At 54.8% G+C, this 13,780-nt stretch carries 13 protein-coding genes; 5 read left to right on the top strand and 8 right to left on the bottom strand.

Translation table 11 applies throughout. The annotated features are described in order from the left end of the window. Positions 1-76: 76 nt before the first annotated feature. Positions 77-298, bottom strand: coding sequence for a sigma 54-interacting transcriptional regulator (locus tag H1B37_RS34585; RefSeq protein WP_353620940.1), 222 nt, complete (start codon positions 296-298; stop codon positions 77-79). Between the two features lie 247 nt (positions 299-545). On the opposite strand from H1B37_RS34585, the gene H1B37_RS27820 reads away from it, so the two are divergent. Together H1B37_RS27820 and H1B37_RS27815 are read left to right on the top strand one after the other, a co-directional pair. Then, positions 546-1,718, top strand: coding sequence for an oxidoreductase (locus tag H1B37_RS27820; RefSeq protein ID WP_353620939.1), 1,173 nt, complete (start codon positions 546-548; stop codon positions 1,716-1,718). A 37-nt stretch (positions 1,719-1,755) separates the two neighbouring features. Then, positions 1,756-1,986 (top strand): hypothetical protein, encoded by a 231-nt coding sequence (locus H1B37_RS27815; RefSeq protein ID WP_182870552.1) that lies wholly within the window; start codon positions 1,756-1,758, stop codon positions 1,984-1,986. An 802-nt stretch (positions 1,987-2,788) separates the two neighbouring features. Here H1B37_RS27815 and H1B37_RS27810 read toward each other — a convergent pair. The 3 genes from H1B37_RS27810 to H1B37_RS27800 all read right to left on the bottom strand — a co-directional run bounded on the left by H1B37_RS27810 (position 2,789) and on the right by H1B37_RS27800 (position 5,034). Continuing rightward, positions 2,789-3,589, bottom strand: a complete 801-nt coding sequence (locus H1B37_RS27810) for an alpha/beta hydrolase (protein ID WP_182870551.1) — start codon at positions 3,587-3,589, stop codon at positions 2,789-2,791. A gap of 69 nt (positions 3,590-3,658) precedes the next feature. Further along, complete coding sequence (locus H1B37_RS27805) at positions 3,659-3,841, bottom strand: hypothetical protein (protein WP_182870550.1); 183 nt, start codon at positions 3,839-3,841, stop codon at positions 3,659-3,661. 341 nt (positions 3,842-4,182) lie between these two features. Further along, a complete protein-coding gene (locus H1B37_RS27800; protein ID WP_182870549.1) occupies positions 4,183-5,034 on the bottom strand; it encodes a plasmid pRiA4b ORF-3 family protein in 852 nt (283 codons plus the stop codon). Between the two features lie 282 nt (positions 5,035-5,316). Here H1B37_RS27800 and H1B37_RS27795 point away from each other — a divergent pair, with 282 nt between their 5' ends. The 3 genes from H1B37_RS27795 to H1B37_RS27785 all read left to right on the top strand — a co-directional run bounded on the left by H1B37_RS27795 (position 5,317) and on the right by H1B37_RS27785 (position 9,859). Beyond that, positions 5,317-8,367: a serine/threonine-protein kinase gene (locus H1B37_RS27795; RefSeq protein WP_182870548.1), complete on the top strand. Its 3,051-nt coding sequence runs from the start codon at positions 5,317-5,319 to the stop codon at positions 8,365-8,367. Between the two features lie 173 nt (positions 8,368-8,540). Continuing rightward, the gene (locus H1B37_RS27790) at positions 8,541-8,843 is read left to right on the top strand and encodes a hypothetical protein (protein ID WP_182870547.1); all 303 of its coding nucleotides are present in this window, start codon (positions 8,541-8,543) and stop codon (positions 8,841-8,843) included. A 140-nt stretch (positions 8,844-8,983) separates the two neighbouring features. Further along, complete coding sequence (locus tag H1B37_RS27785; protein WP_182870546.1) at positions 8,984-9,859, top strand: TIGR02452 family protein; 876 nt, start codon at positions 8,984-8,986, stop codon at positions 9,857-9,859. Between the two features lie 51 nt (positions 9,860-9,910). Here H1B37_RS27785 and H1B37_RS27780 read toward each other — a convergent pair whose 3' ends face one another. From H1B37_RS27780 to H1B37_RS27765, 4 genes are all read right to left on the bottom strand, one after another. Next, positions 9,911-11,221, bottom strand: a complete 1,311-nt coding sequence (locus H1B37_RS27780) for a hypothetical protein (RefSeq protein WP_182870545.1) — start codon at positions 11,219-11,221, stop codon at positions 9,911-9,913. A 46-nt stretch (positions 11,222-11,267) separates the two neighbouring features. Next, the gene (locus H1B37_RS27775; protein ID WP_182870544.1) at positions 11,268-12,230 is read right to left on the bottom strand and encodes an alpha/beta fold hydrolase; all 963 of its coding nucleotides are present in this window, start codon (positions 12,228-12,230) and stop codon (positions 11,268-11,270) included. Between the two features lie 217 nt (positions 12,231-12,447). Next, positions 12,448-13,188, bottom strand: a complete 741-nt coding sequence (locus H1B37_RS27770; RefSeq protein ID WP_182870543.1) for a hypothetical protein — start codon at positions 13,186-13,188, stop codon at positions 12,448-12,450. 13 nt (positions 13,189-13,201) lie between these two features. Further along, the coding region (locus H1B37_RS27765) for a hypothetical protein (RefSeq protein WP_220498403.1) at positions 13,202-13,780 on the bottom strand (579 nt) is incomplete at its 5' end.

The raw sequence follows: 13,780 nt of genomic DNA, 5'->3' as shown, positions 1-13,780 counted from the left end.
GTTCCCAATTACTCGATCGTCAATTTCGAGTCCATGTTGCCAAAAAGGCCTCGAAGCGAGTACGTAAAGTATCGGCTCAAGAGCAAGGACTCAGCCAATGACGACCTCGCTTCTCCTTCTCCAAAAGTGACTGCGTTTGCATCGCCCGCCGCGCCGAACGAAGTCGCCCTTCGCCGCGGCTTCTCCGCCGCAGCGAACCAAACGACTGATAATGGACCTCTCGCGCCAGAAGTTCTCTTCCAGTGCCGCTTTCACCGGTGGCCAACACGCCAAGCACTTGGTCTCTATACTCCAACACAGGTGAGCGAGAGTTACTGATCGGGTGTGTGGCAAGAATGACGAGATTTCGTTACTTCTGCAACGGATCTTCGTGATCCCCGAAATGTCGTGCCGCCGGTCGTGACCGAGGGAATGGCCGTAACTCCCTTTGCGAAAGTCACTTAAGAAAGTTCGCCTCAACTGGCATTGAACGTGCGTTTGGGAAATGTCAACGATCGGCGAACAACGCTGACCGACCGAACCACCTTCAGAAGTCGAGTTGAACGATGTCCAGAATCCCAACCACTGATCCCAAGCAAGCAACGGGTAATATGTCGAGCCTATCAAGGCCAGTTCTTTCCCCTGTCGAAATGTTCGGGCGCAGGCTGCGCAACCGGCTGGCAGTCGCTCCGATGACCCGCGTGAGCGCCAGCGGCGATGGGCTGGCGACGGATCGCATGAAAGATTACTACCGCGATTTTGCTCGCGGTGGCTTTGCGATCGTCATCACGGAGGGAACCTACACGGACAAGGATGCCAGCCAGGGCTACGACCGCCAGCCCGGTATCGCGGATCGGCGGCAAGCCAACTCCTGGAAGCCGGTCGCCAATTCGATCGCCGATCATGGGAGCTTGGCCATCATGCAATTGATGCACGCTGGCGCATTGTCGCAAAGGCAAGGAGCAGATCGCGTCGTTGCGCCGTCCGCTGTTCCGCCACTCGGCGAAATGATGCCGGCATACGGAGGCAGCGGTCCCTATCGGTTGCCTTCGGCCATGACGACGACTGACCTCGCTCAGGTTCGCAAGGGCTTTGTCGCGGCGGCAAGACGCGCACGACGCGCCGGATTTCATGGGGTCGAAATCCACGCCGCGAACGGTTATCTGCTTGACCAGTTCATCACCGACTACACGAATCGCCGCGATGACGGGTACGGTGGTGCGGTGTCGGCGCGAATTCGGTATCCGGCAGAGATCGTTGCCGCTGTTCGCGATTCATCACCCGATGACTTCGTGGTTGGCATCCGCGTTTCGGAGGCCAAAGTCAACGATTTCAACTACCGCTGGGGCGGAAAGTCCGAAGCCGAGACGATTTTCGTAGCACTCGCTGAGGCCGGAGCGAGCTATATCCACGTGGCCGGCGAAGGCCGCGGTTTCCGCGAGTCGAGTACAGACAACCGGGAGCCGCTTACGACGATGGCTCGTGGCATGACCGGACTACCAGTGATCGCCAACGGCGGATTGCATGATCCGGATCTCGCCGACGACGTGATCCGAAACGAGCATGCTGACCTAATTTCGCTTGGACGCGCCGCACTGGCGACACCTAATTGGCCTCGAAGGATTGCCAATGGCGAACGGGTCGTCCCATTTGAAAATGTGATGATTTCGCCAAGTGCATCGATCCAAAACACCGACGCGTGGTTCGCTCGGCAACTCGCACATGGCATGCATGCCTAGTGCAAACGTCTCCGACAAGTCAACGAAGTTCGTGCTCATGAACACAGCGGGAAACAGCAATCGCGATCTAGAGGAGCCGATTTCACTCGCTCAAAGCTGCGTGATTGGGCTTCTCTGTCTGCTGGTGCCGCCTCATCAGGATAACGAGAAAGCCGCGGACTACCTGCGAACCGAGGTTGGACAAAATGACATTGAGATCCAGTGGGCGGCCGTTCGTCCAGATAGTTTGTTCGAGGAAGACGACGTGAACGTTCAGCTCAAGGGATAGCGGACGCGGCAATTTGGCTGCTGGGACCGGTCACTCGAGTTGGACGCCAACGTCATTGCTGCCGGGAAAACCGATGGATTATGTTGTTCCTTTGATCAAATTGAACGAACGCTGAACGCTCTCGATGCCCACCGGTTGATTTGGCTGGCCTGGCCATGCAACTTCACTTTGAGCCTCGCTACGCCCGTGGGTTCGAGCCGCTGATCAAGGAATTTTCCCAGACTCGCGTCGTCATCGATCACCTCGGTCGACCCTTTCAGGGCGTTCCGGGAGGAGCATGAAGGCATCGTCCGGTGGTCGCGATTCCACAACACGGTGATCAAGCTCTCGTCGATTCCTTCCCGCTACCGATCACGAGAGTCGATTTCACATCGCCAGCCGGCTTCTCCGAATTGGCCGGCCCCCCTTCCAAACGTGACTCGGCCAACCAGCCAAGACGACAAACGGCAAATTTTCTTTTTGCCACTCAATTGCATATTTGCATCAGCTGTTCACGTAACTTACATGGTCAGCAAGTCCAAAATGTCGACCGGCCGGCATCGGTCCGACAAGCAACTGCTCGCCGTGGATCGTCGAAACAAAGGCATTGGCCCGAAACCGATCGACAGTCGGTCTCCTTCGTCTTCGACCGTGAGATGATGGAATGAGGCGGCGAGGATGAGCATCAGCAGTCCAACGGCAGGGAAAACCCACTGAATGACCGGCTCGGCGCGCGAAACCAGACCCAATCCAAGGAACATGACCGCGATCACGTAAACGAGCAGACAGAGCGGTGCACGCTGCACATGTCGGTAATTGCCGTTCATCGTTGCAGTGTCCTGACGAATCGGCCAACGACATCGACGTATTCAATCTCGTTCGCCCGAAAAATCGTGTTGTGGTTCCCATACGCAAATCGAACAAGTTGCTTCTGTCGGGAACCGGCCCATTTGTGATTGCGCTCCGCGTGGGAGATGTCAATCAGGCCGTCATTTTCGCAGTGCAGCGTCAAAAGCGGGTTCGTGTATCCGGCAAGCTTCTTTTTGTGATTGAAGAAGCGTTTGACGTCCGCCTCGACCTCCGCTTCGTCCACCCTCGCCGCCTCCAGGTCGGCGTAGGTCAAGAAACGCTCCAAGGGATCGGCGATGCCGCTCTCGATGATCAGGCCAGCGATGCTCGGCTGGCGATGGGCTAGTTCGATGGCGTAGAGCGATCCAATGGAACGTCCGAAGACGATTGCCATTTCTGGGGCAACCTCAGCGGCGTCCATTGCCGCCTCGCCGTCACCGAGCATCGCAACGAGCTGGGCCTCGCCAGTCGAGCCACCGTAATCGCGATATTCAACGAACAGAGAATTCAGGCCAATATCTGCAAACACGTCCGCCATGAAGGGGACGTAGTCGGCGACCGCCTCGCCGTTGCCGTGGAAGTGAATCATTGTGAACGCATCGGCATCAATGATCCTCCTGTAGCAGGCCAGTTCTATCTGATCGATTTTGACGCGAAACGGATCATCAACACAACGTGCTTGTGGAAAGAGGTAGCATCCGCTGATCGCGGGGTTATCGAGAATGCTCTTCACTTCAAAAAACCGTTGTTGTTCGGATAGACGGAAACGAGGCATCACCGGATGATTCTCGGGAAATGGCCTCCTGCTCAAGCGGTCGGTCCAAGCCAGGTCAGCACACCGCGGTTAATCGTCTCGTTGGTTACTCTCCACGGCGGTTTCGTAGACCGTGACCGCAGCTTTCGCCATCAGGTGCATGGTCTGGTGACTTGGGAGAAGCGGCAATCGCTTCAAACCCATCTCCATGATGACTTGAGCGATTGCCTTCTGAAAATCGCGTTCGAGCTTCTTGACGACCTTCTGGTCCATTAGCGATCTCCTTTGATGAACTCATTTACAAACAGCGATTGCGATCAAGAGCCCGACTCGCACCATGCAGCCCAAGGCGATCACAGCATAGCCGATTCGAAACGCGAAGAATTGCGACACGTTGTCGGTCGGCTCAAATGTCGCCAAGAAGCCGAATCCGCAGAACCCAACGACAACGAGAAAGGCAATCTCGCCGGAACACCGGCAATTCGCTTCATGATTCCCCGCGTTTGTCGGTCGACCTCCCGTCACGGCACTTGCGGCACCGATCATTCTATCCTTGATCTCAGATGCTCGCCGACCGCTGGCAATCTACGAGCACTGAACGGTGCCACTCAACATCACTGGGTCCGCCGCCAGTTGGGCAACCCACGTTGCATTTTCTTTGTCGCTTTTTTGGGATTGAATTCATCCGCGTTAAAGGGGCCGGCCCACTGCGTGAAGTGGTCGTGGTCTTCGTGCTCGGGATCAGCGAGAACTCCGAGGAATTCAGCGTAGCCCCAGACTCCGCCGACGTCTTCGGGTGGGCAGGCCCGCTCGCCCTCGACGCAGATCGGATACCGCAGGCCTTTCTCGGCACGGAGGCACCCCTCGAAGAGCACTTCGTGCTGCCAACTGTCTCCAAAATCGTACTCGTAGCGAAATGCAAACCGACTGCCGCTATGAGGAACGATCTCACTGATCTTTGTCACGGTCGAATCCACGCACTCGAAGTCTGTAAATCCGTCGTCGAGAAGCAAGGAATCACCGTAAACTTCGCCGTTGATCTTAAACCGATGTAGATGCGAATTGGTCCACCCCATTGCGGTTTGAATGCGTTCATGGAGCTTGTCGAGCGCACAATTCCTGGTCTGAATCCGTCGCCAGATCGCTGGTGTCGAATCGAGAAGTGTGATTTTGAGTTGATAAAGGCGCTCTGCCGCGGGGATTGAACCGATCCCGCTTGCTGATTCCAGGGTTTTGCTGATCGCCTCGACGATGTGACGCAGCGAGTTCCGTTTCATGCCGTGATGGGAGTGGTGATGAGCCGCCATGGCCAGATCACGGACCAACTCAAGCTCTTGCGCGGTCAACCGCACCGTTCGAGCATTGACTGCATCCAGCATCAGTCGATCTTCGAGTTCGGGCAGCAATTCCGCAACGACCCTACGTTGGGGAGCAGAAAACACGGTGGGGAATGTTTTGGCAGACATCGCTTCGACACCCATCGAATCATGGCCGTTCAGAGGACAAGCTTGCAGAGCTGCCATTATCGCAGATGACAACGCATTACGGCAGCGGGAGCATCGACCTGGGAGATATACCTAGGTCGCACTTTCCGAATACCTCGCAATTCAGCAGGAGCATTTGGTGGCGACGGGTCGCCCGATCTGGCACAATTCAGATGCCTACTTTGTCTCATTCTGGTCGATTTACCAATGCAGGTTCGTTGCCCTAACTGCCATGAATCGGTGACACTTGGCCCTGAGCCAGAATTGTCCGATATCATTTGCCGCTCATGCGGCGATGGCTTTAGCATTCTTCCCTCAACCACGGCAGGCAACGGTCAACGATCACACCAGATTGGTCAGTTCAAACTGATCGACCAGCTAGGTGTTGGGGCGTTCGGTGCCGTTTGGCTTGCACGCGATGAGGAACTTGATCGAGACGTCGCGATCAAGATGCCCCGAAAATTGCAGTTGTCGTTTTCGGAGTCAGAGCAATTCCTTCGCGAAGCCCGCGCCGCTGCGCAGCTTCGGCACCCCAATATTGTTTCCGTTTACGAGGTAGGCCGCGAGGACGATCAGATTTACATCGTCAGCGACTATGTCCATGGCCTGACGCTATCTGACTGGATGGTCGGGCACGCGACCGCAGCGCGTGTGACAGCGGAATTATTCATGAAACTCGCGGGAGCGCTCAGCCACGCCCATGAAGTGGGAATCATCCATCGTGACTTGAAGCCAAACAACATCATCATCGACGAACACAATGAACCGCACATCTTGGATTTCGGATTAGCCAAACGGGAAACGACTGATGTCACGATAACAATGGACGGAAAGCTGCTGGGCACTCCGGCATACATGTCGCCTGAACAAGCAAGGGGAGAGGCCAACCGAGCCGACCGCCGCTCCGATATTTTCTCACTCGGTGTGATCCTGTACGAAATGTTGACCGGGCATCGTCCGTTTCGCGGCAGTGCCCGAATGCTTATGCAACAAGTCATCCATGATGATCCGTTACCGCCGAGGAAGCTAAACAGCAGCGTTCCGATCGACATTGAAACCGTCTGCCTGAAGTGTCTCGAGAAAGAACCAAGTCGCAGGTACGCAGACGCCGAGGAACTCGCGGACGAACTGGGCCGTTTTTTGGCGGGCGAGCCAGTTGTGGCTCGACCAATCGGTCGAATTTCGCGAGCCGTGCGATGGTCGCGAAGGAATCCTGTTGTCACGTCGCTGGGAGCTTTGTTGTTGGCCGCTGTGACGACCTTGGCAATCGCGGGATTCATCTTTGCAGCTGTTCAGGCCAGATTAAAACGGCAAGCCGACCGTCAAAACTATGCGCTAACCATGGAGATTGCGTTCCAAGCACTCCGCGAAGGCGACTTCGATCAGCTCAGAGAAATCCTTGCCAAAGCAAAATCCGAGGCTGACTTCGGCCAAACCTACGAGTGGAGGTTTCTGAATTCAAGGCTCCCGGAAGTTCGCGAACAATTCTCGATGGTCCATCCATCGGCGATCACGGCAATGGATGCAAATGACCGTGGCGATTTGCTGGCACTTGCATTTGATGACGGGCGTCTGATGGTACGGAAAACAGACGACAACGAGCTCGTCAATCTAACGGACATGCTGCTCGACTGGACCGAAACTTCGACGGTGCTTTTCTTGTCGAACGATGTGCTTGCTGCCGGTGGTAAAACTCGTGACGGCGACGGAGCGATCGCGATACTTCGCGTGCCCAACTTTGAATTGGTGCAAGTCAATGACAGTCTTTCGTCGCTTGTCACCAGTCTTGATAAATCGTCTGCGCATAACTCCTTAGTCGTCGCCTGCAAAGATGGAATTGTGTATTGCTTCGATCAGGCTGACGTCAAGCATGTCGAATGGACGTATCAGTATCAACCAAGGTTGCCGACAGACTTCTCAGCCCGAGCGAGAAAGACGTACGCAGTGATCTGGCGTGACTATGCGATCGTAGCGGGATACCGAGATCCGTTGGGAATCATCCTTGATGTCGCAAACGGTGAAGTCGAGAGCGAGTTTGAGCTGAATCAAGCGGTTCGGTGCGTCACTGTTTCGAACGACGGGAAGTATCTGACCGCAAGCAACGCGACTGGAATTGATTTTTACACACTTGACCCTAATCTCAAGCTCCGGCATGACAAACGCATCCCGATCAGAAGTCATGCCGTAGCATTCTTCTCGAATAATCGCTTTGTCGTCGGAGCCGACACCGGCGGAGGAGCTAGGATCTTCGACATCAATACGTGCCGGACAAGATCTCGATTCGTCCATGAAGAAGGCGTTGCCACGGTTATGTCGTTAGAACTCGTTGACAGTGACCGTCGACTTGTCACGGCGGACGCGTTCGGCGGTGAAAAGCACTGGGACGTCTCGGCGGCAGTTCCGCCATCGGTCCGGTCTGGGATTCACAGAAGCGCCCATCAATTCATCGCGACCGACCCTTCGTTGCTGCTTGTTGTGACTCCCGGACGCAATCGTGATTCAGTCGAACTTTGGGACATCCGCACGAAAGAAACAACGCCGTTTTCCTTCGCCAATTTGGTCGACGTTCGGGGCGTAGCGCTGACCAATGACGGGAAATCGATCGCGGCAGCATCCGGAATTGGAACAATTGTTTGGGATGTCAAAGGTGACGATGAGCCCATCAAGCTGCCGACACAGAATGCTGCGATCGCGGTAGCGTTTTCACCAGACAACAAATGGCTAGCAACCGCTGGCGAGAACGGGGTGGAACTTTGGAATCTTGCTGACCGATCCAGTATCCGTCTGGAGGGGCAGTTTCCATCAACAATTTTCCGTTCCCTTACGATTCGTGAAAGCCCCGATGGAAGAATATTTCTGGCGGCTGGCGGGGGAAACATGTTGTTTCGATCTCGCAACCAGAAAGGAGAGGTGATCTTGTGGGACATCTCCGACTTAGATAACGGTGGTCGTGTTATCAAATTAGTAAATGAGCCGTTTGATCGCACCGTCTATTCGGTCGCAATCTCCCCAGATTCGAAATCACTGGCGATCGGATTGTTGGAACCTGAGGTTCGCGTCGTCGATATTGAATCCGGGACAATGAGGAGTACACACAGAAGTTCATGGTGGGTGACTTGTGTGGCCTACACGCCCGATGGCCGACGATTGGTAACAGCGAGTCAAGGCGGACAAATCACATTTTGGGACTCCGAAACGTTGTCGAACTACGGTTCATTCCACCCTGGAGAGCATGTGCGCCGGATCGGCTTCACCTTAAACGGACTCGTCTCGGCTAGTAGCGAGGGATGGGTGCGTTTTTGGAAGGTCGACTGATCCTCAAATGGTGTCCTCCCGCTGGACATGTAATCCCTTATGGAATCACGCATCCACCTTCGAGATCTGTGATAGTCGACTCACGTTACTCAACCGCTACCAAGGAGCAGATATTACCGCCGATCGTTACACCGACGTCCTGAGACGCACCGGCCAAATGGTCCAAGATCAAAATGTCCAGCACCTCGCCAGGGAACATGGTCTACAAGTACTCGATGTCTGATAGAGAGATGCCGCCCGATTCCACAACTCTGCTGTCGGCCCCCAACATCAGCGATATGACGATTCAAGTCCAGCACAACGTTCCTGGCCGCAGCGACTGCGAGTTGAGCAGTATTCCTGTGATTTGTTCCCCCAATTTCACAGATCTTTCCCTCAACGCTCCAGCCGATAAGTTTTTTCCGCTGATCGGAAATGAAATAGGCGATGCTCAGAATACTGCTTGGAAAACAGTGGTAGGCGACCTCGCAACATAGCGTCGATCATGCGGTCAAAGAATAAACGTATTTGTCTTCAACTGGAGATCAGGGAATCGCTTCTTGAGCCGACCAATCAGACGCTCCTCATTTGTAACGCCTGGCATCTCGCCCTCCAACTATATGGCTGAAGGAACAAAATGGCAGAAGAGTCCTGGGAACTAAAACGGCTTCCCTGCCTCGACTCCGTTGAGATGGCCGAAGCCCGTCGGCATGAGCTGGATATCTCGCGAGATTTCGCTCAGGATCTCGGTCGGTCCGCGGTGGCGATATCCGAGTCCGGGGTCTACCAGAATTTCAAAGGTGAGCGAGTCGAGATTAAAACGATGGTCGAGGATGCTGTCGCCACAAAGGTCAGCATCGCACCCGACACTCCGCTTCCTGAGCAGGTCGAACGCACGGAAACGACCGTCCAGGTCACGAACGAGACCACCTTGCTAGCGGCGAAACGGCTGACCGAGTCAGGGCCAACACCGCTTGCGTTGAATTTCGCTAATGGTGTTAACCCGGGCGGCGGGTTTCTCCATGGCGCGCGTGCTCAAGAAGAAGGTCTTTGCCGATCGAGCGCGCTATTTCTCACACTCGTCGGTGATCCGATGTACGACCATCACCGGGAGCGAGCAGTTCCCGATTCGACCGACTGGGCCATTTACTCGCCGCAAGTCCCCGTGTTTCGCTCAGATGACGGCAAGGAGCTCGACGAACCGTGGCGGCTGAGTTTTCTCACCTGCGCGGCACCGTACGCCCCGACGATCGGTCAACCACGATCCGGAGACTTGCTTAAGAGTCGCATCCAACGCGTACTCGCCATCGCCGCGGCCTATGGCCATCGCAGCCTCGTGCTCGGAGCCTGGGGCTGCGGGGCCTTTGAGAATGATCCGAAACGGACCGCACAGGATTTCCGCAGTGCACTCGAAACGGAATTCGCCGGCGTCTTTTCAACCGTCGTGTTTGCGATCACGGACTGGTCTCCGGAGCGGAGGTTTCTGGGGTCGTTCCGCGACGTTTTTTTGTAATTCTGGGGCATCAATTGGGCTGAGCACATCTGCAGGTTGCTCTCCGGAAAACTAGCTGGTACATCCCAGTTGCCGTGCAATTTCGTCTACTCGATGGAACTCCAATTCAGTCAGCTTGGCACGGAAATCTTCGTCATGGAGGTGCTCGCAAAGGTAGGACGCTGTTGCGCAATGAGGGTGGAGTTTGGCATAGACCTTCGCCCCGACAACTTTCGCGAGTTTCGCCCGGTCTACCCAACGTTCCAGATCCGCAATGGGGATGGTTGTCAGCATCGCCATCCGCTGCAAATCAATCGCCGCCAAGTCGACGACGTCATGAATTCCTTCTTCGGCCAGCCGTGAGACTTTGCCGAACGGAATGACCTCCAACTCCGTCAGGGGCGTCGGCTCATCGACGGTGGGAAGGCTCTTGTTCACATAAGTCGTCAGCAAGCGAACGGCATCGGTCGGGAAGACGCCAGCGATAAACAACAGAAGCACGGAACCGGTCAATTGTCCGGTGGCTCCGACGAGCGTCATCCGGACAGCCATCGACAAACCGAGCACCAGAAAAAAACGCTGGACCATCAATGTCAGGATGCTGGTGCTGACAACATCGCGGCGGACAGCGCGATAGAAGAACGTCATGAGAAGATGCACGTACCATCCGAGAAGCCCAGCAAGAACCGGAGCGATGTCGCTGTTTTGGGGATGCAAGAACTGAGCGTACGTCGAGTTTTCGGTGGCACTGTGAACCGAGATAAAATCCTCTACGGTCGACGCAGCCCGCCCATCAGGACAAACATGGAGTGAAGCGCTGTAGGCGACGATCAAGGCAAGGATGAACCGCTTTCCGTATCCGCGATTGACAAACACCTGAACGATACCCGACTTGTGGTCTTCCAATTGTTGACTACGTCGGTACTGTTCTTCATCTCCGCTCAGGCTGATGCCGAAAACCAAAAACGGCAAGATTGTCATGAAGACAATGATCACCCCCTGTCTGCTTAGCACGATATGTCGGATGCTTCGCTCAGTTATCGTTTCAACCCATTTCTGTTGCGCTCCATCCTTGTCCTCCGAAACCGCACCAAACTTTCCCTCGCTAGATCCGATAATCGTTCGCCACGTCGAACGAAGGCGATCGATGCGGACTTGCCGGGCCGCGTCGGACGGTTTTGAATCCTCGACATCATCGGGAATGACATGATTACTTAGAACCGAATAGCCGACTTGTGCGATTTCCGCGCCTGCTCGGCCTGCCGCCTTGGCGTGCAAGACCAACATGAAAGCCAACGCAAGCAGTGGCGCTACAAGAAACTGTAGAAAATACCCGAATCTGTTGAGCCGCGATCGACTCTCCGCACTCAGTTGCCCGTTCAAGGTGCCCTCCAACAAAATTTGCCCAAGTCTGTCGTTCGATTGACTTTCAAGAAGTTCGATGCACCAGCCAATCGAGGGCCTGCCCCGCGGCTGATCGCATCAGCGTGAAATGACCTTCATTGGCGATGGTGAAAGAGACGGAATTCGCGAGGTATCGGCCCAGGAATTGAGATGTCGCTGGCGGTGACGTCAAATCCGAGTCACCACGCCAGATGGCAACGGGCGTTTTGATACGCTGCAAGCAAACGCCGCATGGCCAGATGATGTTGTTCATGTCGATTCGCACGCCAGCAGTTCCACCTCTCGTCGATTCAACAAGGATTTGTCGAAACACCGCTGAATGGCATGAAACAAATTGCTGGTCGAGCGTGCCAAAGCTGTCGAGTTGCTTCTGTCCAGCCCTGGGAGCCCCCCGCTTCGCCAATCGAACTTGTCGGCTCAAGAACAATCCAGCCAGCCTCGGGAATCGCGTGGCGGACTGAAGTTGCTTGTCCAACCCCGTGACCGGGACGCCCGGTGCGAAAGGCGTTCGGGGAGAGAGGATACCCACGGCCGATATGTCTTTACTCAACGCTTGAGCACAGGCCAAAGCGTAGGAAGTTCCGCCAGACATCGCCAGAATCCCGATCCGACAGTGCGGCGAGGGTAGCCGTAAATGATGAATCAATGCTTTGACATCTGCAGCGAATGATTGCTGGTCAAACGAACAAAATGTCGAAAGCCCCATTCCCGGCCGATCGACCGCAACTAGACAGACGCCTCGTTTCCATGCGATTGAATCCAACAACTGTGCTTCCAAGCGGCAACTCGGAGTTCCGTGGAAGTACAAGACCGGAACGCCATTCGGATCACCATACCTGCGAAAAGCAAGTCGCCTGGAATCTGGCAGAACCAACCGCTCTGTGATGCATAGGTTGGATTGGCCATTGGCAGGATCGCAAAACCACAATGATGGTATTGCCGCGAGAAGCACTCTCCGGGACACGCGTTCGCAGCGATCGATACTCATTCGTGGTCCTTCCGATAGATTTGCCCTTTAGCGACAAAAAGTTTTTGACGGATTGGGCATGCTGTAGAAGCGATCCGTCAAAGAATGAAGGTTCTCACATCATTCTGCACCCCTAAACGGGCAGGGACGGCTCAGCGTAAACGCTTCAGCAAACCATCGCAAGGAAAGTGAGCCGAGTTAGTCGCTCACCCCTGCACGCATTGTCGCGTCAATCCGCTCAGTCAAACTGAATAATCTTTTGCGGTTCATCGTCAATGGTAATGGTCTCGACAACCACACTCCGGTGGCGTTCTTGCATGTATCCTCGGAAAACCCACCTGCGTTTTGCGACATCCGTTTTCCAAACGGGAACTCCTAGCTTAACCCAACACGCCTTGCCGCGAACGATCACACACCTGACACGGACGTTCTTTCCAATCGCCCACTTTCCGCCATTTTCACTGCGGTACAAATCATAAGTGGGGTCCTGGCTTTCGATCGGTTTCAAAACCTCTAGAGAATTGGATTGAGGATCGAACACTGTCGAGGCATCCCCGGCAAGATGAAAACGCAGGTCGCCATTGCCGAGCACGCGACGTTCCGATTCCAAGGACACCTGCTTCGTCTGCACGACAAACGACGTAATATTCACGATCATGCCGACATCATGTTTCTTAGTCGCATCCAGCGGTTCGAGTGCGATCGGCGTGTAGGGGCTGAGTCTTACTGTCACCTGCAGCGGATTCGCCGTATTTCCAAGCGGGATCTTAGTCAGGCCAGTGGCCTTGTCGAAATTTGCTTGCCCGTTCTTCACAGTCCCAACCGGATTCCCCTTTTGGTCAAATTCAGTGATTGAATATCGGACCTGGGCCGCGTTGATTTGTTTGCCACTGAGCCTCTTCAATTGCAGATCCAAATCGGCAGCTCGGACCGTTACGGTAGCGACTACAACAAGGGATAGAGCGAGAAGATTACGCATGGCTGCCTCGTAGCTATTCGAATTCAAAGTAAGCATCTTTCAACAAGTTCGCTGGCTCGACCGCGTCGGAACAGTCGTCTGGCATCATGGATGGGGGGCACGATGTCGCTTCGACAAAAAGTACTAATCGTTGGGCCTTGTCTGGGCGTTCAAGCAAGACGGTGATCTTGTTGCCACTGATGGAGTGGTATTGCTTGCTCATCACTGGTTGTAGCCATAGCGGCTTCCCCTCGGCCGGGGAGACAAGGTATGCCGCGACGCCACGGATGGTCATTGCTTGCGCTACAATACAGAAAACTCTTGCATCGTCGCAGTTTTCAGGAATTGGCTCTGATTCAATGTAGTAAACACGATCTGTTTTGGGGATGTCTTGATACGTCCCGGCCCAACGCAACAATGATGCAGCTTCGAGTTCCTGCCGCCGAGCGTCTTCGCCACCTTTGTGGATTCCTGTGATCTCACGCGGAAATCGTTGGTCGAGATACTGCGTCTCAGTAACTTGCAAGAATGGACGCAATAGAGGTAGATGCTTTCGAACCAGCCTGATCGATGCAATGCTCGTGGCATATAACAGCAAACTTATAGTGGCAAC

The organism is Stieleria mannarensis (assembly GCF_014154935.1).
GTDB classification, from domain to species: domain Bacteria; phylum Planctomycetota; class Planctomycetia; order Pirellulales; family Pirellulaceae; genus Stieleria; species Stieleria mannarensis.
The sequence above is the reverse complement of the archived record's forward strand: the minus strand, read 5'-3'. Positions and strand labels throughout refer to the sequence as shown.